The organism is Chryseobacterium jejuense (genome assembly GCF_900100075.1).
GTDB classification, from domain to species: domain Bacteria; phylum Bacteroidota; class Bacteroidia; order Flavobacteriales; family Weeksellaceae; genus Chryseobacterium; species Chryseobacterium jejuense.
Genome location: NZ_FNEG01000002.1, coordinates 708,998 through 730,793, shown reverse-complemented (window position 1 = coordinate 730,793; position 21,796 = coordinate 708,998). Strand labels below are relative to the sequence as shown.

Genomic DNA, 21,796 nt, shown 5'->3' with positions numbered 1-21,796 from the left:
ACTTTCAACCTAATAAAAAACCCGCAGCTGATTTCAACTGCGGGTTTTGTTTTTATTTACTTAAATCTTCTTTTAATTTTTTAGCAGCATCCTCTACTTTCGCGGCACCTTTTCTAGCGGCATCTTTTGCATCTTTTCCTGCTTCCTGAGCTCCGGTTTTAATGTCTTTTCCTACTTTATTAGCCTCATTTTTAATATCCTGCCCTGCTTTATTAAGATCTTGTTTTGTCTTGTCTGCCGTAGCATCAATCTTATCTTTAGCATTTTGAGCGGCATTATCTATCTTATTTCCGGCCTGATCTAGTTTTGCATCAACTTTTTCTTTAGCTTCATTCACTTTTGCTGAGTCAACGATGTGAGGAGACGTTTCAGAAACCGTTGTAGTTGTGGTAGTAACAGTTCCGTCTGCATTCTCTACCTGTTCTGTCTTTGTTGTGGATTTTGTGCAGGCAACTGCGAATACTGAAATCACGATTGCTGCAAGAATTTGCTTTTTCATATTGTATATTTTTAAAGATGTTTTTTGAATTTATTCTGTTTTGATTACAGGGGAAGTTGGTGTTTCAGCAGTTTTCGCTTTCTTTTCAGCATCTGCTTTTTTCTTTTCTTCCTCTTCTTTCTTTTTATTTTCCTTATCCAATTCTGCTTTAATTTTCTGTTCTTCTTCCAGCGCTTTTTTAGCCTGTTTTACAGAGTCCAGATACTGTGGTGAAGACATTCTGATCTTGCGGGCAATATCTACAGTTACAGCCCCATTGGAGAAAGAATCCACAGCCATTGTATCATAATGAATTTTCAGATCCTGTTCAGCACCAAATCCAGGAGATTCCTTCTTGGAACAAGCTGTTAAAAGAAGCACAAAAATGAAAATTGCAGACAATAAATTTTTCATGGAACTAATTTAGCAGAAATTCTGCAATTACGGGATAGTGATCCGATAATTTCACAGACTGATCTACTTTATAGCTTAGTGGAATGATTGATTTCGAGCTGAAAATATAATCAATTCTCAAAGGAATTTTATAATCATGAAAACTGGAAGCACTTCCCTTTCCTGCTGTTAAAAAAGCATCCTGAAGGTCTTTTCCCAAACTATAGTATTCATAGGAATTCGGCACAGAATTAAAATCTCCTGCTACAATAACCGGATAGGGAGAAAAATCAATCGCTTTTCTGATCTTTTTAATCTGATCTTCATGAGCCTGAAAAGTAGGAATCATGTGAGAAAGAAGGGCAGAAACATTTCCAATTCCCATAGCGTCCAGTTTTGTGAACATTGTTTTTTGAAGCCTGAAAGGCTCCAGATAAACATTTACAATTCTGATGATCTTTCCATTGATATCTACATCTGCATAGAAAGAATTTCCTCTTGAATTATCTTCTATGATTTCTGCTTGTCTTAGAATTTTATGCTTTGTTTTTAGAATTACAGAAGGGTATTTTACCAGATCCTGTCTTAAAGCACGGTTGGTATCTTTTTCCTGTACCAGAATGATATCCGGATCCTGCTCTTTGATATAGTTTTTCACTTTATCCCATCCGTAATCACCATATTTTACATTAAAAGTAAGAACCTTGATATCTCGTATTGTTTTTACTTTATCTGATTTGGGTGAAAAATTAACCCATCTTCTGATTGGATTATAAAAAAGCAATGTTCCCAATGCAAAGGCAATAGCAATTTTGTTTCTTTTGAAAATCCATACCAACGTAAGAAGAATATGTGCAGATATCAGATAGGGGAAACCAAGAGAAAGTAAATTAAGGTTCCCTAAAATATTAGGCGGAACCCATGCATTTCCCAATGTGCATAGCAGTAAAACAGCAATAGCGAGATGTATAAATAGTAATATCTGATTCGACTTCATGAAAAACATTCTTGGTACCCGTTTTTTTAAGCAAAAACCCTACCAAGCAGCCAAACTTTAACTATTTTTATGATTATTTATCACTAATCGAAAGCTCAGAAATGACAGGATAATGATCTGAAATACTGACAGAACGGTCAACGACATAGGAAATCGCCTTCAAAGATTTTGAATAAAAAACATAGTCTATCCTGATCGGAAATTTATAATCATGAAAGCTGGTTGCACTTCCTCTTCCTGCTGTCATGAATGCATCTTCAAGGCCTTCGGATAAATGATAATATTCGTAAGAATTGGGAACAGAATTAAAATCTCCGGTTACAATAACAGGATATGGTGAATTTTCCATCCCCTGACGGATTTTCTTTACCTGATCCTGGTGTATTTTGAAAGTAGGAATTAATTTTTTTACAACACCCTTTACTTTTTGCTCATTGGCTTCAGTGTCTCCATCAAGCTTAATCATCTTCTTTTCAAACTGAAACGGATAAAGATAGACATCAACAAATCTATAGGTTCTTCCTTTTATTTCAATATCTGCCTGTAGAGCACTTTGTAATTTCATATTTTCATCTTCAGAAAAAATTAATTTTTCGTTAGATAGATTATGCTTCGTCAGAATGGTTAAAATTCCGTTCGATTTAGTTCTATTATAACCTTTAAGTGTTGGATATTCTATTCCCCCATCTTCCTGCAAAAGGATAACATCTGCATCCTGAGCTTTGAGATAGTTTAAGACCTCTTCCTTGCCCATAAGCCCCGCTTTTATATTGAAAGATACAATCTTTATAGCGCTGGAACTCTCTTTCTTCTCTGAAGAGAAATTAATCCATCGTTTTACAGGATTAATGAATGCTAGCCCCACAAACATGAATACAAATGCTCTTTTCTTCCAGCTGAACACCCAAAATACCGTTAATACAATATACAGGCTCATAAGAATAGGAAATCCTAAAGAAAGCAGATTAAACCACGGAAATATTTTAGGTGGAATATAGTCATTCAATAGTGAACCCAGCAATAGGAACAGAATTCCTACATGCAGGATCAGTAATATAAGTCGGAAAATCTTCACAGGAAATGATTAATTGAATCTATACAAATGCTTCTTCCAAATTCTTGCCAACAGCCAGCCTACCAAAGCTCCTCCTACGTGAGCTAAGTGAGCAATCCCACCTCCATTTCCGGAAATTCCCAGATATACAGAAACCACAATAACAATGGGTAACAGGTATTTTACTTTTATGGGAACAGGGATAAACATAATTCCGATTTTTGAATCCGGATATAATGTTGCAAAAGCAGCCACCACTCCGAAAATAGCTCCGGAAGCTCCCACCATAGGGGTTGCCACAATTCCTTTTAAACTATCCAGTAATTCTTTCTGTTTCAGAACAGCATCTGCATTCCCTGCAAACTGTACACTGGCTCCGGACAAATAAGCATCTACATTAAATCCTAGTTGTTGTAATTCGCTGGAAAGCTGCTGAGCTTCAACAAAATTCCACAAATTAAACAGGAAGAAAGCGCCCAGCCCACTTAAAAAATATAGAATCAGATATTTTTTTTCTCCCAGAGTTTGTTCCAAGATAGGACCAAAACTGAAAAGCGTCATCATATTGAACAAAATATGCATAATGCTTCCGTGCATAAACATGTGAGTAATCACCTGCCATGAATGGAAGAAGGGAGAAAAAGGATAAAATCCGGCAAGATAACCGATAACCTGATTCCCCATTAAAGAAGTAACAATGAATACAATCACATTGATGATGATGATATTCCTTGTAATGGGTGGTATATTGTTAAACATATTCTTTAAAATTTGTTTTTAAAATCGTTAAACGGAACTTCATAGAAGCATCTTTTTCCATCCGGCAAAAACTCAGGGAAACCTAATGCTGTAAAGTCTTTGATTACCTGTTCCGCGTCTTTTTTATATATAAAGTCAAATCTTGACTTCGACTGCATTTTGCTCCACTGGTTATGGTAATAATGCATGAATTCATCTTCTGTTTTATAATCCAGAATCTCAAAAAGGTTTTCCAGGAACTTCATCGCCTGTGTTTCTTTTAATCCTTCCGGAAGTGAATCTATCCTCAATACGCTTTCATGAGCAATTTTCATATCAAACCCTAATTCAGGGAGATATTTTTTGATGGATTCGTATTTACTTTTCTCAATCTCATTCATATGATACTCGAGGGAGAAAAGCAAAGCATGGCTGTTTGTGTTTGTATTTGATTTCCTGGTAGATTTATTATTTTCTGAAACCAATAATCTGTGCATTCTTCCTAAATCAAGCATCAGGGTAACATCTCCTTTGTTGAACAGCCAGTATCCGTTGGGTAACCTCATCAGATCTTCATCAAAATCTTCATCTTCAAACAGATTGATCTTTGAAGGTTCTGCCGTAATATTCTGATGGTACATTTCCGTAAGATTCTGAATTTCTTCAGGATGTACTACATTTCTTTCTTCTAAAAATGGGTTATAATCCCTGTCTACAATAATTTCAGGCATTTTTATAATACCGCCTCCACCACCGTTGCCTTTGCTTGGAATGGGTTTATTCATCATCTCATCCAATTCCGGGTCTCTGTCGAAATCAAGACTTGGAGAAACATTATAGATTCCCAGTGATCTCTTGATGGTAGAGCGGAGTAAAGCGAAAATAAGGTGTTCATCTTCAAATTTCACTTCTGTTTTCTGCGGATGAATATTGACATCAATTTTCTCAGGATCAAGCTCCAGATAAAGGAAAAATGACGGAACATGTCCCGGCTGAAGCAGCCCTTCAAAAGCTTCCTGCACTGCTTTATTGAAATATGGACTTCTGAAATATCTTCCATTCACAAAAAGGAACTGTTCACCTCTAGCTTTTTTGGCTCCTTCAGGTTTAGCAACAAACCCGTGAAGTTTACACCAGATGATATCTTCTTTAATAGGAACTAAAAGTGGCTGCAGCTTTCTTCCGAAAACATCTACAATACGCTGCATCTGACTTCCTTTTCTTAATCTGAAAACAGCTTCATCATCATGAAACAGAGAAAACTCTAATCCTTCATGTGCTAATGCAACACGTTGAAACTCATCAATGACGTGTCTGAATTCAATATTATTATTTTTCAGAAACTTTCTTCTGGCAGGAACGTTATAAAAAAGATTCTTTACCAGAAAGTTTGATCCTTCCGCAGTCTGAACAGGATCCTGAAACTGAAAAACTCCTCCTTCAATATATATGTTGGTTCCAATGGAAGCCTCCCTTTGCTTTGTTCTCAGCTCAACCTGTGAAACTGCAGCAATGGAAGCCAGTGCTTCACCACGAAACCCTTTTGTTGCGATCTTAAAGATATCTTCCGTTCCTCTGATCTTAGAGGTAGCATGTCTTTCAAATGCTAATCTGGCATCTGTTTCGGACATTCCTTTTCCGTCATCTACGACTTGGATAAGGTTTTTGCCGGAATCCCTGATAATCAGTTCAATCTTCGTTGCATCTGCATCTATAGCGTTTTCCAAAAGTTCCTTCACGATGGATGCAGGTCTCTGCACCACCTCTCCTGCCGCAATTTGGTTGGCTACATGATCCGGTAAAAGCTGAATAATATCTGACATAAAAACGTAAATCAACTTACAAAAATAGTCAATGAAAATGGGAATTAAAACATTAAAAACGGGAATTAATATTTAATTATCAACATTTCAACAATACAGCTTTCTGCAAATTCTGCTCCAAACTGTTTGTGATATTAGCTTTCAAAGAGAACAATCCCCTATTGTTTTATACCAATAGAGGATTGAACCAGCTAGTTTATACAAAAAATTAATAGTGATATTTACCCTGCACCAGGTATCTAATCCTAGTCTTCAAAGACCAGTTTTCTATTCTTTTTACTTTTAGGAATCCCATGGATCTTCTCATACAGATAAGCCAAAAGGTTCGGTTTTTTATAAATCCTGTTGTATCTGTACTTTGTATTGAAGTGTCTTACATGAATTTTATAAGCATCATATCCGATCACGATCATAAGACACATACTGATAACGTAGAATACTCTAAATTCCAGATAGTAATAGGTTAATCCTGAAAATACAGCGCCTAATACATAAGCTAACATAATACTCAAGAGCAATTTTGCTCTTCCGATTAATTCACCGTTTTTTCTGTATTTCTTTTGAGTAAACATGGAAACCAGAATTCCTAAGTCAGTTGTTGTTCCCGTAAGGTGGGTTGTTTTAACAGAGAAGTTGGAAATACTTGCCGTTAAGCCATTCTGTAATCCTGTGGCAAAAAGCATTATTGCTACTAAAACTTCCGTTTCTTCCAACGTTTTCTGATAATACAATTGTCCGTATACTCCTACTCCAAACAAACATAATATTTCCAATACAAGAGGCATTGCATGAGCAAAATACTTGCTTTTCTTATTAAAATTAATCACAATGAAATTGGACAGGAAACTTCCGAAGAAGAATAAAAATATCCAGCTGCCCATGATTGCTACCTGAGACCAGTTTCCTTTACTGATTTCTGCAGCTAAAATGGCATAGTGACCTGTTACGTTGGATGTAAAAGAGAGAAATATAAGTAGGGATGCAATATTTATAGTACCTGCCGTGAAGGCAGTCAGCGTCCCCAACCTGATATTGTCTCCCAATGTTCTGCTGTTACTATAATTTCTTAACATTTTTTATCTTTTTTAAATTGTGTTGATGATGATTAGACCTCTACAAAGATCTCTGCCAGCCTTCCTCTTTCCGGAAGTCTTTCTCTAATCTCAAGGGTAATTTCCCCGGACTGAAGCGATTTGTGTTTTTTGATGTAAGGAACAAGATCAAATTTTCCTTTTCCTTTACTTTTAATAGAGGGAGAATAATAAGCCTCTTCAATATTATGAGCCTCTACATATTGGTTGAAAGTTCTCTGAAAACTCCCTGTAAAGATGTCGCAGACAATTTTATTAACTAAATGAGGATATTTATTCTTGATGATTTCATAGCCATCACAGAATTCAGTAGGTCTGATTTTATTAAAAACCGTTGTCTTGGTATTGAATAAAAGATCTCTGATAGAATCCCCGGAGTCATATCCCGAAACCAGAAGAATATTATATTGATTTTGATCTTCAGAAGCATCTTTTTCTCTCAGTACTTTTTTCAATATGTTTAATGACTCAAGAGAGTAATCTGTTGCAATTAAAATTGTTTTAGCCATGTTCTTATTATTTTGTATTGTGTTTATCTTTTTTGATGATACAAAATTAGAATGGCGAGATTAGAAGTTCTTTGGAACGGAATTAAAATGTCATTAAAGAGATTAAAATGAGATTAGAAAATTGTTAATAGGTATTAATATGAACAAATCTGCAGCAAGTAAAATAACATAACAACAACATTACCAATAACATAAATCAGTGTGATTAAATTTTATCGCAGATAAAATCATTGCGCCTTTGCGCTTTTCCAAAAAAAAATTCATTATGTTGGATGGACGCAAAGGCGCAAGGGTTTAAATAATAAACTGCTTTTAAGGCGCAAGAAAATCAAAGATTTTCAGCAAGCATATATTAAAGCAACGCTCTATGTGCCTATGTGGTAAAAAATTAAACCACATAGGCACATAGACTTATAAGCTAACATAAAAAATCATTAATAACTGTGGAATGTGGATCCTCATTGTTGAAGATCCTTTCAAAGCATTTTCAGAAAGTCTTTAGTTACTTTTATCTTCAGATCTACACTGTTTCTTTCTGTGTACTGTAAAAGTTAGGAAAACGCATCTGTACTGTAGTTCCCTGATTTTCATTGGATGTCACAATCAGTTCCCCGTGATGCATTCTTACAATGTTTCTTGCCAATGGAAGTCCTATTCCATAGCCTTCATAATTATTGGTATTGGAAGCTCTGAAAAAAGGATCGTAGATTTTATTCATTTCCTGCTGCGGAATTCCGATCCCGTTATCCTTTACAATGATATAAACATCAGCATCGGTAGCGCCCAGGGAAACTTTCACCTGCTGGAAATTAGAATATTTACAGCCATTACTGATAATGTTTGCAACCGCCAGGTGCAGAAGCTGCTCATTACCTTGTACTTTCAATTTTTTAGGATTATCAGGAAGCATACTGATATCCAGATAGATATTATTTCTGGAATCAATTTTTCTCAAGGTTTCAATAACATCCCAAAGCAACTGATCCATTCTCACTTTATCCATTTTCTGGATCTTCCCATCAAATCCGGTTTGGGCAATCATTAAAAGTGCCTTGATCTTTTTATCAAGCTTCTCAGCTTCATCCAGAATAATTTCAAGGGTTTCTTTATACTCTTCCGGCGTTCTGCTGATGGAAAGGGCAACATCCGCCTCTCCCATAATGGAAGTTAAAGGAGTTCTCAGCTCATGAGAAACATTTCCGATCAAATGGTTTTGAGTCTCAAAAGAGGTTTCAATGCGATTGAGCATGTCATTAAAGGTATCTACCAGCTCATTCAGCTCCTTATTATCCGGTTGAGGCTCTAATCGAAGGTGAAGGTTTTCAGAACTGATCTCTTTTACTTTTCCTGTAATTTTAAGAATAGGCTTAAAGAGGGTTTTCGACAGATAGAATGAGAAAATCATACTGAAGAATAATGAAAGCACAATACAGGTAAGCAGCGTTCTTTTAAGGAATCCAAGATAATAGATTACATAATGGTTTTTGGCTGATGCAATGGCGATATAATCTTTATCATCATACCTAAAGCTTTGACCAATATAATAGAATTCTTTGTCGTTATAATTATCTTCTCCTTTTTTAAGGATATTTTTAAAGAAATAATCGGGAATATGAACTTCCTGAGAGATTTTCCTGAAGTTAGAATCCGTTGGAACCGCAAAAACATAATCCTTTTCCATCGGAAGCTCTTCATCATTCAGGCTGCTGAGAATGTAATTTTCTGGAAGGTCCAGATGATCCTTACTTTTTTCTATCTGAACAATAGTAGCCGTACGAATTTTTAAGAGTTCATAAAACCTCTGGTGGGAAAAATTAACGATTGAAAAATAAACCAAACCACTGAACAACAGAATAATGGCGGTAAAAACCAACATTAAAAGTACCATCGTTTTGGTCTGATTTGTAATCACTCTGTTAAACATTCATTAAGCTTTTTTCAGAACGTAACCCATTCCTATTACGGTGTGAATTAGTTTATTATCATCCCTATCATCCAATTTCTTTCTTAGATAATTCACGTAAACATCTACCACATTGGTTCCCAGTTCATAGTTTACTCCCCAGACAGCGTCAAGTATTTCAGCTCTGGAAATCACTTTTTCTGGGTTATTCAGGAAGTAAAGCAATAACTTGTACTCCGTAGAAGTAAGGGTGATCTCCTCTCCAGCGCGAGTTACCTTTTTCGTATAATCATTTACTGTTAAATCAGAGAAGTTAAATACATCTTCGTTATCTGGTTCCGGCTCAACAGTTTCCTGTGGTCCGTTATTATGACTTCTTCTTAACAAAGATTTTACACGGGCCACCAGTTCAATAAATTTGAAAGGCTTCACCAAATAGTCATCTCCACCACTTTCCAGTCCCAGAACGATATTTTCAGAAGTTCCCAAAGCTGTTAAGAATAAAATCGGAACACTTTGGTTGGTTTTTCGGATCTCCTTACACACGTCCAGTCCATTCATTTCCGGAAGCATAATATCTAAAATCACCAAGTCGAAATCATTGGCCTGCACCAGCTGTACACCGGTACGCCCGTCAAAAGCTACGGAAATTTCATATCCGTTTTCCTGAAGGCCTTTTTTAATAAAAGAGACTACACTGGTTTCGTCTTCGATGAGAATTATTTTTTTCATAAATGAAATAAGGAGTTTTACAAAAATAGGGAAATTTTATTGGGATAGACAAACCTGGAAACTCCTTCAATCTTTTTATGATTTTACCTTTTTGTGAATTCCTCTTTTTACCATACAACCTATATAGAATAATACTACCTTTGTTTTTCATTGAATATAGCATGAATGATTTTTTAATAGGGATCGGAAAAAGATTAAAGGACATTAGAAAAAAGAATAATCTAACCATTAACGAACTGGCTTTCAGAGCTAATGTAAGTAACGGTCTTGTTTCCCGCATCGAAAATGGAAGAACGATTCCTTCACTTCCTGTTTTATTGGATCTTATTCAGTCTTTAGATATTGATGCCAGCTACTTCTTTGAGGGAGTAGAGAAAAAATCCAATGCAAAATTCATTTACGTTCCTAAAGAAAGCCAGCAGGTTATAGAAAAAGAGGTTGAAGCTGAAGGCTTTAAATACATGCATATCTTCAGCAAAAGTCTTCATTCTCTGGGCTTTGAAGCAGTATTGCTTACTCTTGAACCGAATTCTAAAAGGGAAAAAGTAATTACAGACGCCTGGGAATTCAAATATATTCTGAAAGGAGAAGTAAAATACATCATTGATAATGAGGAAGTCATTATGAAAGAGGGTGATTCTTTATATTTTAATGGAAAGTTTCCGCACGTTCCGGTAAGCATCAGTAATGAAAGCTGTGTGATGCTTGTTCTTTATTTTTACACCGCTTAGGCTCTTATTACACAAAGTTTTTAGCCACGAATGCACGAATGATTTCTATGTGCCTAATGTGGTTATACTTAATTTTTAAACTACATAAGTCCATAGATTTTTAAAATACTGCATTATTTTATTCGTGTATTCGTGGCGAAAAATTTATTTTATCTGTAGCAACATCATGATCTGCCATCAAAAAGTTTACTATTTGTAAACTTTTAGTTTTCTTATTTTTGATTAAAATGAACGATATGTTAATCAAAAACCTCATTTAAACTGAAAATTATCCTTTAAAAAATTACGTTTTAATCCATTTATAACAATCTACAAATAAAGGATTTATTAAAAGATTGTCGCCCTGCTTTTTCACATCAATAAAAATTCAGAAAGTAAAATTTGGGTAATAAATAGCCCTGATTTGTTAATCAATACTTAACACGAAATATTTATATATATTAAAATTATTAGCTTGATTTGCATAAAAAATTTAATATATGTAAAAATGAAAACAAATTTAGAGAAATTACTTACCCTTGCTTCTGTCTGTCTCGTCACTTTTGTTTCAGCACAAAAGCAATTAATTATAGGAACTGTTCTTGATGACAGTCAACCGCTTCCCGGCGCCACCGTCAAAATAAAAGGTTCATCCAAAAGTATAACCACGGATGTTGACGGAAAATTTACCATCAATGACATCAAAGAAGGAGAATATAGTTTACAAATCAGCTATATTGGTTATGCTACTACTGATATTACAGTTAATTTAAAATCTGATGAAACCACGGATCTTGGAACGATAAAGCTTTCACAGCCCAGAAAGAATATTGACGAAGTTGTTGTTACCGGAACCCTAAAAAATACAGAGGCAAGAGCCTTAAACTTACAGAAAAACGCGATCAACATCACCAATGTAATCGCCTCAGACGGAATTGGAAAACTTCCGGACAGAAATGCTGCAGAAACCGTACAGCGTGTACAGGGGGTTTCTATTGAAAGAGATCAGGGAGAGGGAAGATTCGTTTCTCTAAGGGGACTTCCTCCATTCTGGGCATCTACCACTATCAATGGGAACAGATTACCAACTGCAGAAGAGGAAACGACATCCAGAGCTACTGCTTTTGACTTTTTCCCAACAGAGCTTATTTCTTACGTTCATGTCAACAAATCCTTTACTCCTGATTTAGAAGCAGATGGAATTGGCGGCGGTGTTAACTTTATTACCAAAACTCCTCCTATGAAAACGGAGTTTAAAGCCACATTAGGAAGTGGTTACAATGCTAAAGCAGATAAAGGCGTTTATAATATTGGCTTATTGTATGGCGGAAGAACAAAGGATAAAAAATTCGGATACTTATTCAATTTTGCACATTTCATCAGAAACTGGTCAACGGATAATTTTGAAGCAAGGAGAAGCGGTGATGAGGGAGTTTTCAGAATGGAACTTCGTGATTATAACGGAGTAAGAAAGACAACCGGAATTAATGCTGCATTTGAATATGTACTTTCTCCTAAAAACACCTTCTATCTGAAAGGAATGTACGGAACGTTATCTGATGATGAGACCCATTACAAACACAGAGTAAGATTTGATAAGTTCAGTTCGGCTAATAATACTGCCAGAGTAGAACTTCAGAACATCCATAACTTATTGATTACAGAGCTTACTTCAATTTCATTAGGTGGAGTTCATAATTTAAATAAAGGAAAAATTGACTGGGATTTATCGTATTACGACAATCAGTTTAAGTATGGCAATATTCCTGATAAACAGAACAATTCTTATTATGTAATTAAATATACGCAATCCGGAGTTGGGATCAACCCAGATTATATTTCTGATCGCGGAAATGGACCAAGAGCCTATTGGAAAGCTGATGGTGGGAAGTTAGATTACAAAAACCCGGATGCATTATTTGGTTTCTACAGCAATCCAGACTTTAAAATGGATGCTACCCAGATGAAGTTTACCGATCTTGAATTTTATAAGGTTTTCGTACAAGAAAAAGATAAAATTGTAGCCGCTTTCAATCACGAAATCAATGCATCAGATAAACTAACTGTAAAGTATGGTTTCAAATACAGGGATAAGGAACGTAATGCTAAATTCTCTGATATTTTCTACAACTGGAGTAACGGAACCGCTCCTCTTCTATCGGATTACGCTCAATTTATTACCACTCAGCCGAATGGAAGAAAATATTTAAGCGAAATGAATGCTCATATTGGCAATACATTCGGGCCTGTACTTTCTACGGGAGGAATGAACCAATTCTGGTATGATAATCAGGGAAAACTGAAGATCAATACTGCTGATTCTGAGTCACTAGAATATAATAAAGCGTTGGGAAGAAACTTTGATGTTTTTGAAAAGCACGCTGATGCTTATGGAATGGCAACCTACAAACTGAATGATAAGATTACCCTTTTAGGAGGAATCAGATTATCAAATACCAATACAAAGGTAAAAGGATATAATGTGATTGATGATGTACTGACACCTGTAGAGCATACTAAAAATTACTTGGCTGTTCTTCCTATGCTTCATCTGAAATATACGTTGAATGATAAAACCAATCTTCGTTTTGCTGCAACCAGAACTTTTTCAAGACCTAATTTCGGAGATCTTACACCCGGTGGAACTTATAGTGAAGCGGATAATGAATTCAAAGGAGGGAATCCCAATCTTAATCCAACCTATTCATTGAACTTTGATCTGATGGGAGAATATTATTTCTCGAATGTCGGTATCCTGAGCGGTGGTGTTTTCTATAAATCTATTACAGATCCAATTTTTCAGGATTCTTTCATTGGAGAGTATAATGGAATGAACGGAGTGCAGTTCTCTGCCCCAAACAACGGAAGTGCAGCATGGCTAGGTGGTATTGAATTAGGAATCACCAAAAGATTTGATTTTCTTCCAGGCTTCTTGCAGTATTTTGGAGCTCAGGTGAACGCTACCTTCATGACTTCTGAAATGGAAAAACCAAGCGGAAGAAAGGTGGCACTTCCTTACCAGGCTAAAGAATTGTATAACGTACAGCTATTCTTCGAGAAAAAAGAGTTCAATGCCAGAATAGCTTACAACTATAAAGGAAAATATGCTGTAGAATACGCTGAAGAGGATATTAATGATTCTTACTATGGAAAATACAGCAGCTTAGACTTTGGAGGTTCCTATCAGTTCACCAAAAATATAGGCCTGTATATGGACATCAACAACATCCTGAATAAACCTTTGATCTACCACTTCGGAAAAAACGAAGACCGTCCTGAACAGGTAGAATACTACGGAGTACGATGTAACCTTGGAATAAAACTGAACTTCTAAACCATCACCATGGCCAGAACCATCAATAAAAAAACAGTGATAACCCTGAAGGCTGCTTTTGCTGCCTTCGGAGTTTACTTTTGCATGTACGGTTTCAGAAAACCTTTTACTGTAGCCTCTTTTGAAGGACTCTCCTATTTCGGGGTTGATTATAAAATTCTGATTATTATTGCGCAGGCTGTAGGTTATTTTATATCTAAGTTTATTGGAATTAAATTTATTTCTGAGCTAAAACCTGCGAAAAGACTGACTTATTTATTTTCTTTTATTGCCATAGCAGAGCTTTCTTTATTAGGGTTTGCATTGGTACCGGCTCCTTACAATATTCTTTTTATGTTTCTGAATGGAATTCCGTTGGGAATGATCTGGGGTATTGTATTTTCATACATTGAAGGCCGCAAAACAACTGAAATCATCGGGCTTTTCCTTTGTTCAAGCTTTGTTGTTTCTTCAGGATTCACCAAGTCCGTAGGAAAGTTTTTGATGGATACTTTTTCCATTTCAGAGTTCTGGATGCCTTTTTCTGCGGGATTGATTTTTATTATTCCGTTAATTCTTTCCGGACTCCTGTTGGAAAAAATCCCCAAGCCTAATGAAGAGGATGTGATGCTTAAAAGCAAAAGACAGCCTTTGAACGGTACAGAAAGAAGAGCACTTGTTCAACGTTTCTTTGTTCCGATTGTCTGTATTATTTTTCTGTACATCTGTTTAACTGTCTTAAGGGATTTCAGAGATAATTTCAACCGTGAGATCTGGGATGGCCTTCATTTTAGTTTTGACAGCTCTGTTTTTACCCTGACTGAAATTCCGATTGCGGTCATGGTATTATTGATACTAAGCTTCATGGTCAAAGTAAAAAACAACAAAAAGGCATTTGCATACTATCATTACATCCTTTTTGCGGGAATTCTAACGGTAGGGCTTTCCACTTATTTATTTCAACAGAATGCATTATCTCCTTTTTTATGGATGACAATTTCCGGTTTTGGAATGTATATCTGCTATATTCCGTTTAATGGGATTTATTTTGACAGAATGATAGCAGCATTTGATATCAAAGGAAATGTAGGGTTTCTGATCTATATTGTAGATTCTTTCGGGTATCTGGGAAGTGTTTTAATTCTGCTTTATAAAAACTTCGGTTCGGCTCAGACTTCATGGCTTAATTTTTATATCAGCCTGAATTATATTATCACCATCAGTGTTTTAATCCTTTCAATTATTGCTTTTCTGGCTTTCAGAAAGAAGGCAAAACCTAATTCAAATTCTAATCAATACATCAATTTCGATACTTCGAAAATCTTATAAATTATAGTACAATGAAAACAAAATTTGATTTACTCGTTGTGGGAGGCGGAATTTTAGGAACATTCCATGCGTATCATGCGTTGAAGAAAAATCTTAAGGTAGCTTTACTGGAAAGAAACTCTATCCCTCAGGGGGCCACCGTAAGAAATTTCGGACAGGTAGTTCCTTCCGGAATGGATCTTAAATGGCAAAACTTCGGAAGAGAAAGTCTCGCAATATATAATGAACTTCATACTCAAGCAGATCTTACCATCAGACAAAACGGATCTGTGTACATAGCTTCCAATGATGAGGAACTTCAGCTTATTGAAGAGCTGTATGAAATCAACAGAAATAATGATTATGAATCTGCTTTATTATCCAAAAGCGACTGCATCAAGAATTTTGACGGCCTTCGTTCCGATTATTGTAAAGGCGGATTGTTCTTTCCTCAGGAGCTTTCTGTAGATTCTGCAGATATGATTGTAAAGCTTCACAAGCTGTTACAGGAAAAAATGGGTTTACAGATTATTTATAATACGACGGTTGTGGAAACCCATGAAAACGATCAAAAATGTATTGCTATCACAGCAGACGGAGAAGAATACACCGCTTCTAAGATCATTATTTGTGGGGGACATGAGTTCAAAACTTTGTATCCTAATGTATTCAATGACAGTGATTTGGAAGTAAGTAAACTTCAGATGCTTCAAACCAAGCCTCAGGGAATTTATTCTCTTCAGGGAAATATTCTGACAGGGCTTTCCATCCGAAGATATGAATCATTTAGCGAATGTGCTTCTTTCCAGAAAATCAAATCGTTAGAAGATCCTAATTCGTTTGAGAAAAAATTTGGAGTTCACATCCTTTTCAAGCAGGCATTAGACGGATCCATAATTCTTGGAGACTCTCATGAATACGCTGATGCTAAAAATGCAGATGATCTTGGTTTTGATTTAAATATGGAAATTGACGAATTCATGATTCATGAAGCAAAGAAAATCATCGATCTTCCTACTTATGAAATCCAGAGAAGATGGTTTGGAGTATACTCTCAGTGCAAAACAAAAGACATTTTTGAACACAGCCCATCGCCTAACATTCATATTGTAACAGGTATTGGTGGAAAAGGAATGACGGGAAGCGGTGGCTTCTCTAAGTTTAACATAGACAAAATTTACGCATAAATTTCAATGAAAAATATAGAATTATTGGTTCTGGATATGGCCGGAACTACAGTGGATGAAGATAATGTAGTGTATAAAACTTTAACAGAAGCTGTTAATGAACATGGCTACAAAGTTAATTTGGAACAGGTTCTTATCACTTGTGCTGGAATGGAAAAACTGGAGGCCATCACCAGCTTATTAAAGGAAATTAATGGAAATGAGGCGGATGCTGTTCCTATTTTTGAAAACTTCTCCGGAAAATTAAAAAATGCTTACCAGAATTTGGATATAAAACCCATCAACGGAACGGAAGACTTTCTTCTTACAATGAAAGCTCAGCATAAAAAAGTGGTGCTAAACACAGGCTACACCGCAGAAATTGCCCAACAGCTTTTGGATAAACTTCAGTGGAAAGAAAATGTACATTTTGATGCTTTAATCACTGCTGATGATGTTTCGGAAAGCAGACCAAGCCCGGAAATGATTCATCTGGCCATGAAAAAATTCAATATTCAGGAACCGGAAAAGGTTTTAAAAGCCGGAGATTCTGTGATTGATATTGAAGAGGGAAAAAATGCAGGCTGCGGATTGACGATTGCTGTCCTTTCTGGAGCTCAGAGTAGAACAGAACTGGAAAAAGCGGAACCTGATTATATCTTCAATACGATTTCTGAGGCTATAAATATTCTTTAAATACTTGCTTTATACTTTGACACAAATGTTTTTACTAGGCATTTGTGTCTTTTTTTTAACCACCCAAACCACCCCGTCAAATCTTCGATTTGCCACCCCTCCGAGGGAGGGGAATTATCACTCTCTCGACTGAATATTTGCCTTCGTTGAACTTTCCCACTGATCATTCTGAATACAGACTGAAGGTCTGAGAACGGGCTTCAGAAGCGTAATGAAGAATCTCAAAATGCATTTAAGATTCTTCGACAAGCTCAGAATGACAAATACCTACTTTTACTATTTGTCAACTTTGAAATTTTCAATAATCCTTAATTGCATCTCTACATGCATAGTTTCAATTTAAAGCAATCAATACGTTAAAACATTAATAATATTATAGTTACAAGACTACACCTATTTCTAAAAATTCATTTTTAGAGCAACTTTTTAATTATCAATAAATTAATTTTCAGTTCACATATATTTACAAATAGTAAACTAATTTTACAATTATTAAAAAATAAATTACTATTTGTAAACTTTTACTTTTCAAAACCCTTTATCCCATGAAAACAAAACTATTCTCAATGGCTGTTGTAATGAGCTGTTTCCTTGGAGCTCAAACCAAAAAAGTCCTTTTTATCGGTATTGACGGTTGTCGTGCAGATGTCATGATGTCTACCAATGCACCTAACATCAAAAACCTCATCAGTCAATCTATCTACTCTCTTGACGGATTGTGTGCTGCCACCACATGGAGCGGAAATGGTTGGAGTACCATGCTTACAGGTGTATGGCATACCAAGCATAATGTACAGGATAATAGTTTTACTAATCCAAATTATAGTAACTACCCTGACTTTATCTCAAGAGCTGAAGCCTATAATCCTAATTTAAGAACAATGTCTCTTGTCAATTGGGCACCTATCAATGATAAAATCATACAAAATGCAGACGTAAAATCGAATTTAGGAACAGATCTCGCCGTGAAAAATGCAGCCGTCAATGCTTTACAGAATGATAATCCGGATATTCTGTTCGTAGATTTTGATGATGTGGATCATGCAGGACATTCTTACGGATTTTCTTCTGCCATTCCACAGTATGTTTCTTCTATTCAGACTACAGATACCTATATTGGCGAGATTGTAAATGCTATGAAAAGCAGATCGACTTACCAAAATGAAGACTGGTTGGTAGTTTTAACAACAGATCATGGTGCTGTAGAAAGCTCTCATGGCGGCGGAAATCTTTCAGAACGAAATATTTTTACGGTATATTCCAACCCCGGATTTACCCCTCAACAGATCAGTAAAACAGTTCTTGAATCTAATAAAACCTTTAACCAATTTAATCTTCCTTCAGGTGCTTATGCAAAACCGACAAACCAAACTCCATTTAATTTTGGAGCAAATCAGGATTTCACGATTGAATTTTGGGTAAAACCTAATGCCGCTTATACCAGTGATCCTGTATTTATTGGAAATAAAAACTGGAATAACGGAAAGAATAAAGGAATTATCTTCTCAGGATATTCCGGACAGAATTTTAAAATGAATATTGCAGATGGCACCAACCGAATTGATCTTGTAGGCGGCAAAGTGGAAACCAACAAATGGAAACATATTGCCGCAAGCTTCGACAGAGACGGCCTTGTAACCCTATTTGAAGATGGTGTTCCCGTTACTTTTGCTAAAATGAGCACAATCGGAAACATTGATTCTGTACTTCCATTCACATTAAATCAGGATGGGACAAATACTTACAGTGTTAATCTTGCCGCTTCTTACAAAGATGTAAGAATCTGGAAATCTGCGCTTCCGAATGATGTACTTGTAAATTGGGCGAATCAGGATATTACTGCATCACATCCTTATTATGCTCAGCTTTTGGCTAATTGGAAATGTGATGAAACAGCAGGAAATACTTTGACAGATTCAAGTCCTAATGCGAATCATATGAATATTACAGGTTCTCCAACTTATACTGCCAATGCCTCAAATACGTTTAAAGTTTATGATTATTCCTCAACAACAAGAGAAACAGATCATTTCCCAACCGTATTGAACTGGCTTTGTATTCCGATACAGGCTTCATGGGGAATAGATGGGGTAAATAGAATCCCGGCCTGCTCAAAAGATGTATTAGCAACCAAGGATGTTACAATGATCAGCGAAGATTTTAAAGTCTATCCAAACCCTGCCTCCACTCAAATTAACATCAGCTATCAATCTGGAGATAAAGAAATTAAGTCTGAAATTATGGATTCTAAAGGCTCACTTGTTTCCACCAGAAAATTAAGATCTTCCAATGGGAATTATAATGAGAAAATCAATATTGAAGGTCTTCCATCCGGAATGTATTTCATTAAACTTAATGGAAATAAAAAGTCTCTGACAAAGGCTTTTATCAAGAAATAAAACAGTAAAACAATTAGATTTAAATTTGATATTGGAACAAGGATATAACCATCCGAGTTCCAATATTTTTTTTGATTATGATTGAAGATCTAATTCCATCTGTACATCTACTCGATCGTAACCTGGATTAGTAATTTCAGTATGTTTAAACCCTAGTTTTTCATATAACTTTATGGCAGGAACAAGTATAGAGTTAGTCTCCAAGAATACTTTTTCTGCTTTTAATTCTCTGGCTTTTTCAACAAGAGCATTGCCCAACAGGTAACCGATCTTCTTACCTTGTGCTTTAGGACTTACGGCCATTTTTGACAGTTCAAAAGCAAGTGGTTGCTCGTGAGCTCTTACTAAGGCACATGTTCCTACCGCTTCACCATTCAACAAAGCGAAAGCAATATATCCACCTTTATCTAAAATCTCTTCTTCCGGATTATCCAACAGCTTATAATCACTGGATTCCATCACAAAGAATGTTTTGATCCATTCTTCATTTAAGGCTCTGAAAGCTTCCTTATACTGAGGCTCGTAGGCTATGATTTTTACTTCATTATTGTTATTATTCATCGCTTTAGGTGTATTAAATTCTGTTTTTTATCATTTTACCCAATTTTTCCAGATCGCTTTCTACACGGTCTGTCCATTCCAGGGCATAGTTTAGTCTCATACAGTTTTGGTACTGATTATATTGTGAAAACATTCTTCCCGGGGCAAAATTTACTTTCTGGTTAACTGCTTCATCATACAAATCTTCAGTACAAATTCTTTTATCAAGTTCCAGCCACAGCATAAATCCCCCTTTCGGTTCTGAAACTTTTGTATTATCAGGAAAATATTGTGTTACAGATTTCTGAATCTGTAAATAATTGGCATACAATTTCTTTCTGAACATTCTCAAATGGTGATCGTATCGGCCATGCTCAAGAAAGTCCGCAATCACATCCGAGAATAAAGAAGGGCTGGAAACAGTCTGCACCAGCTTTTGGCGGATAATCTTCTCTTTAAATTTTCCAGGTGCTACCCAGCCCACACGAAAACCCGGCGCTAAAGTCTTAGACACAGAGCCTACCCACATCACAATTCCTGCTTCATCATAAAATTTACATGGCTTCGGCCTTCCTGCTCCGAAATAAATATTTCCATAGACATCATCTTCTACCAAAGGAACATTATGCTCGGTAAGCATTCTTACCAGTTCTTTCTTATTTTCATCCGGCATCTGAAAACCTAACGGATTATTGTAATTCACCACAAAACAACAGGCAGAAAGTTTTGGTAATACCTTTTTTAAGGCATCCAGATCTACCCCAGTAATAGGATGGGTAGGAATTTCCACCGCCTTCAATCCCAGCAGCTGAATCGCCTGAAGAATTCCAAAATAAACAGGACTTTCCACCGCAACTGAATCTCCCGGCTGGGTAACAGCCATAAGACAATTGTAAACCCCATTCATAGCACCGGAAGTAATCACCAGATCATCTTCGGTAATTTTGCCTTCCATCACTATAGACCACTTAGCAATTTCTCTGCGAAGACTTTCACTTCCCTGCACCGGCTCATAATTGGTTCCACTATCACTCTTCCTCTTAATCACTTCTATCATGCACTTCTTCATCTTTGCTACCGGAAGAAGGCTTTTCCCCGGAATCCCCAAAGCAAATTGAGTAACATCCGTTCCCGCAATGGTTCCAAATACCTTTCCAACAAGATCTTCCGGGCTGTTTTCTCCCTCCCACACCTTCATTTTCGCCACAGAGGGTAATGCTAATTTTCGCTGAGAGGTCTGGCTTACATAGTAGCCATATTTTGGCCTTGATTCTACCAGAGAACGGCTTTCCAACTCCATATAAGCCTGCTTTATGGTATTTAAACTAACATTATACAGCTTTTGGGCACTGCGTAATGAAGGTAGCCTGTCTCCAAACTGCAGTGTTTCGCTATTGATCTGCTCTGTAACAGAATTGGCTATTTTAAGGTAAAGAACATCTTTAGGCATCGATCACTGTTTTAAGTAAATGTACAACTTTATCACTTTTTGATTACTGATTGAGCCAGCTAACCATCTTGCAAATACTATTTTTAAGCTGTTCTGGGTTACGGAAATTAGCGGTATTATTCTTTTTAAAATAGCTCTCGACCCGGGAGATAAAGTTTTTCTTTTCAGCGTTCTGTTCCCCTGTTTTATCATAAATTTTAAAGGCTATTCCTCCTTTTTCATTCATAACCAGACTCGCAAAGGCAATCACCTCTTCTTTCTTTTTAGCCAATAGGAAAGGGAGTCCAAATTCTGTGCTCACCTTTCCGGTATTCTGTGCTTGTAGAAATATATTTTTTAGCTCCAACATGTCTGAAATATAGACTTCTGCATATTGAAGCGGTTCCTGATATTGAACATTGGTTTCCATAGTATTCTTCTTAACAAAGCAAAATTATGGAGTATCCAAGTTTGGATACAGATACAGAAGTATTGAATATTATGGGTACAGATTTTC

General features: G+C 36.2%; 19 protein-coding genes. 6 read left to right on the top strand and 13 right to left on the bottom strand.

Going from position 1 to position 21,796, the window contains the following annotated elements; translation table 11 throughout:
* Positions 1 to 52 precede the first annotated feature (52 nt).
* The 10 genes from BLS98_RS08725 to BLS98_RS08680 all read right to left on the bottom strand — a co-directional run bounded on the left by BLS98_RS08725 (position 53) and on the right by BLS98_RS08680 (position 9,718).
* Positions 53 to 499 carry a hypothetical protein gene (locus tag BLS98_RS08725; RefSeq protein ID WP_089735543.1) on the bottom strand — a complete coding sequence of 149 codons (447 nt, stop codon included), beginning with the start codon at positions 497 to 499 and terminating at the stop codon, positions 53 to 55.
* Between the two features lie 30 nt (positions 500 to 529).
* On the bottom strand, positions 530 to 892 hold the full coding sequence (locus BLS98_RS08720) for a hypothetical protein (protein WP_089735542.1): 363 nt from the start codon (positions 890 to 892) through the stop codon (positions 530 to 532).
* A gap of 4 nt (positions 893 to 896) precedes the next feature.
* A complete protein-coding gene (locus BLS98_RS08715; protein ID WP_089735749.1) occupies positions 897 to 1,868 on the bottom strand; it encodes an endonuclease/exonuclease/phosphatase family protein in 972 nt (323 codons plus the stop codon).
* 73 nt (positions 1,869 to 1,941) lie between these two features.
* Complete coding sequence (locus tag BLS98_RS08710) at positions 1,942 to 2,943, bottom strand: endonuclease/exonuclease/phosphatase family protein (RefSeq protein WP_228425117.1); 1,002 nt, start codon at positions 2,941 to 2,943, stop codon at positions 1,942 to 1,944.
* Between the two features lie 9 nt (positions 2,944 to 2,952).
* Positions 2,953 to 3,681, bottom strand: a complete 729-nt coding sequence (locus BLS98_RS08705; protein ID WP_089735540.1) for a rhomboid family intramembrane serine protease — start codon at positions 3,679 to 3,681, stop codon at positions 2,953 to 2,955.
* Between the two features lie 5 nt (positions 3,682 to 3,686).
* A complete protein-coding gene (mutL, locus tag BLS98_RS08700; protein WP_089735538.1) occupies positions 3,687 to 5,483 on the bottom strand; it encodes a DNA mismatch repair endonuclease MutL in 1,797 nt (598 codons plus the stop codon).
* A gap of 245 nt (positions 5,484 to 5,728) precedes the next feature.
* Positions 5,729 to 6,556: a YoaK family protein gene (locus BLS98_RS08695; protein ID WP_089735537.1), complete on the bottom strand. Its 828-nt coding sequence runs from the start codon at positions 6,554 to 6,556 to the stop codon at positions 5,729 to 5,731.
* Between the two features lie 32 nt (positions 6,557 to 6,588).
* Positions 6,589 to 7,083 carry a hypothetical protein gene (locus BLS98_RS08690; protein ID WP_089735535.1) on the bottom strand — a complete coding sequence of 165 codons (495 nt, stop codon included), beginning with the start codon at positions 7,081 to 7,083 and terminating at the stop codon, positions 6,589 to 6,591.
* 520 nt (positions 7,084 to 7,603) lie between these two features.
* Complete coding sequence (locus BLS98_RS08685; RefSeq protein ID WP_089735533.1) at positions 7,604 to 9,007, bottom strand: sensor histidine kinase; 1,404 nt, start codon at positions 9,005 to 9,007, stop codon at positions 7,604 to 7,606.
* Positions 9,008 to 9,010: 3 nt separating this feature from the next.
* A complete protein-coding gene (locus tag BLS98_RS08680; RefSeq protein WP_089735530.1) occupies positions 9,011 to 9,718 on the bottom strand; it encodes a response regulator transcription factor in 708 nt (235 codons plus the stop codon).
* A 161-nt stretch (positions 9,719 to 9,879) separates the two neighbouring features.
* Here BLS98_RS08680 and BLS98_RS08675 point away from each other — a divergent pair, with 161 nt between their 5' ends.
* From BLS98_RS08675 to BLS98_RS08650, 6 genes are all read left to right on the top strand, one after another.
* The gene (locus tag BLS98_RS08675) at positions 9,880 to 10,449 is read left to right on the top strand and encodes a helix-turn-helix domain-containing protein (RefSeq protein WP_045492263.1); all 570 of its coding nucleotides are present in this window, start codon (positions 9,880 to 9,882) and stop codon (positions 10,447 to 10,449) included.
* Positions 10,450 to 10,936: 487 nt separating this feature from the next.
* Positions 10,937 to 13,762, top strand: coding sequence for a TonB-dependent receptor (locus BLS98_RS08670; protein WP_089735528.1), 2,826 nt, complete (start codon positions 10,937 to 10,939; stop codon positions 13,760 to 13,762).
* A gap of 9 nt (positions 13,763 to 13,771) precedes the next feature.
* Positions 13,772 to 15,070 (top strand): DUF5690 family protein, encoded by a 1,299-nt coding sequence (locus tag BLS98_RS08665; protein WP_089735526.1) that lies wholly within the window; start codon positions 13,772 to 13,774, stop codon positions 15,068 to 15,070.
* Positions 15,071 to 15,081: 11 nt separating this feature from the next.
* A complete protein-coding gene (locus BLS98_RS08660) occupies positions 15,082 to 16,236 on the top strand; it encodes a TIGR03364 family FAD-dependent oxidoreductase (protein ID WP_089735524.1) in 1,155 nt (384 codons plus the stop codon).
* A gap of 6 nt (positions 16,237 to 16,242) precedes the next feature.
* On the top strand, positions 16,243 to 16,911 hold the full coding sequence (locus tag BLS98_RS08655) for an HAD-IA family hydrolase (protein WP_089735522.1): 669 nt from the start codon (positions 16,243 to 16,245) through the stop codon (positions 16,909 to 16,911).
* A 545-nt stretch (positions 16,912 to 17,456) separates the two neighbouring features.
* Positions 17,457 to 19,310 carry an alkaline phosphatase family protein gene (locus BLS98_RS08650; RefSeq protein WP_089735521.1) on the top strand — a complete coding sequence of 618 codons (1,854 nt, stop codon included), beginning with the start codon at positions 17,457 to 17,459 and terminating at the stop codon, positions 19,308 to 19,310.
* A gap of 75 nt (positions 19,311 to 19,385) precedes the next feature.
* On the opposite strand, the gene BLS98_RS08645 is transcribed toward BLS98_RS08650, so the two are convergent.
* The 3 genes from BLS98_RS08645 to BLS98_RS08635 are packed head-to-tail and all read right to left on the bottom strand — an operon-like array spanning position 19,386 to position 21,709.
* Positions 19,386 to 19,871, bottom strand: coding sequence for a GNAT family N-acetyltransferase (locus BLS98_RS08645; RefSeq protein WP_089735519.1), 486 nt, complete (start codon positions 19,869 to 19,871; stop codon positions 19,386 to 19,388).
* A gap of 13 nt (positions 19,872 to 19,884) precedes the next feature.
* Complete coding sequence (locus BLS98_RS08640; RefSeq protein ID WP_089735516.1) at positions 19,885 to 21,300, bottom strand: aminotransferase-like domain-containing protein; 1,416 nt, start codon at positions 21,298 to 21,300, stop codon at positions 19,885 to 19,887.
* Positions 21,301 to 21,343: 43 nt separating this feature from the next.
* Positions 21,344 to 21,709 (bottom strand): hypothetical protein, encoded by a 366-nt coding sequence (locus BLS98_RS08635; RefSeq protein WP_089735514.1) that lies wholly within the window; start codon positions 21,707 to 21,709, stop codon positions 21,344 to 21,346.
* Positions 21,710 to 21,796: the final 87 nt, after the last annotated feature.

What these genes read in the sequence shown, in the direction of transcription:
- BLS98_RS08665 (WP_089735526.1), top strand. Translation starts at nt 13,772, where the DNA reads ATGGCCAGAACCATCAATAAAAAAACAGTGATAACCCTGAAGGCTGCT.
- BLS98_RS08640 (WP_089735516.1), bottom strand. Translation starts at nt 21,300, where the DNA reads ATGCCTAAAGATGTTCTTTACCTTAAAATAGCCAATTCTGTTACAGAG.
- BLS98_RS08660 (WP_089735524.1), top strand. Translation starts at nt 15,082, where the DNA reads ATGAAAACAAAATTTGATTTACTCGTTGTGGGAGGCGGAATTTTAGGA.
- mutL (WP_089735538.1), bottom strand. Translation starts at nt 5,483, where the DNA reads ATGTCAGATATTATTCAGCTTTTACCGGATCATGTAGCCAACCAAATT.
- BLS98_RS08635 (WP_089735514.1), bottom strand. Translation starts at nt 21,709, where the DNA reads ATGGAAACCAATGTTCAATATCAGGAACCGCTTCAATATGCAGAAGTC.
- BLS98_RS08680 (WP_089735530.1), bottom strand. Translation starts at nt 9,718, where the DNA reads ATGAAAAAAATAATTCTCATCGAAGACGAAACCAGTGTAGTCTCTTTT.
- BLS98_RS08705 (WP_089735540.1), bottom strand. Translation starts at nt 3,681, where the DNA reads ATGTTTAACAATATACCACCCATTACAAGGAATATCATCATCATCAAT.
- BLS98_RS08670 (WP_089735528.1), top strand. Translation starts at nt 10,937, where the DNA reads ATGAAAACAAATTTAGAGAAATTACTTACCCTTGCTTCTGTCTGTCTC.
- BLS98_RS08650 (WP_089735521.1), top strand. Translation starts at nt 17,457, where the DNA reads ATGAAAACAAAACTATTCTCAATGGCTGTTGTAATGAGCTGTTTCCTT.
- BLS98_RS08695 (WP_089735537.1), bottom strand. Translation starts at nt 6,556, where the DNA reads ATGTTAAGAAATTATAGTAACAGCAGAACATTGGGAGACAATATCAGG.
- BLS98_RS08720 (WP_089735542.1), bottom strand. Translation starts at nt 892, where the DNA reads ATGAAAAATTTATTGTCTGCAATTTTCATTTTTGTGCTTCTTTTAACA.
- BLS98_RS08645 (WP_089735519.1), bottom strand. Translation starts at nt 19,871, where the DNA reads ATGAATAATAACAATAATGAAGTAAAAATCATAGCCTACGAGCCTCAG.
- BLS98_RS08690 (WP_089735535.1), bottom strand. Translation starts at nt 7,083, where the DNA reads ATGGCTAAAACAATTTTAATTGCAACAGATTACTCTCTTGAGTCATTA.
- BLS98_RS08685 (WP_089735533.1), bottom strand. Translation starts at nt 9,007, where the DNA reads ATGTTTAACAGAGTGATTACAAATCAGACCAAAACGATGGTACTTTTA.
- BLS98_RS08725 (WP_089735543.1), bottom strand. Translation starts at nt 499, where the DNA reads ATGAAAAAGCAAATTCTTGCAGCAATCGTGATTTCAGTATTCGCAGTT.
- BLS98_RS08675 (WP_045492263.1), top strand. Translation starts at nt 9,880, where the DNA reads ATGAATGATTTTTTAATAGGGATCGGAAAAAGATTAAAGGACATTAGA.
- BLS98_RS08715 (WP_089735749.1), bottom strand. Translation starts at nt 1,868, where the DNA reads ATGAAGTCGAATCAGATATTACTATTTATACATCTCGCTATTGCTGTT.
- BLS98_RS08655 (WP_089735522.1), top strand. Translation starts at nt 16,243, where the DNA reads ATGAAAAATATAGAATTATTGGTTCTGGATATGGCCGGAACTACAGTG.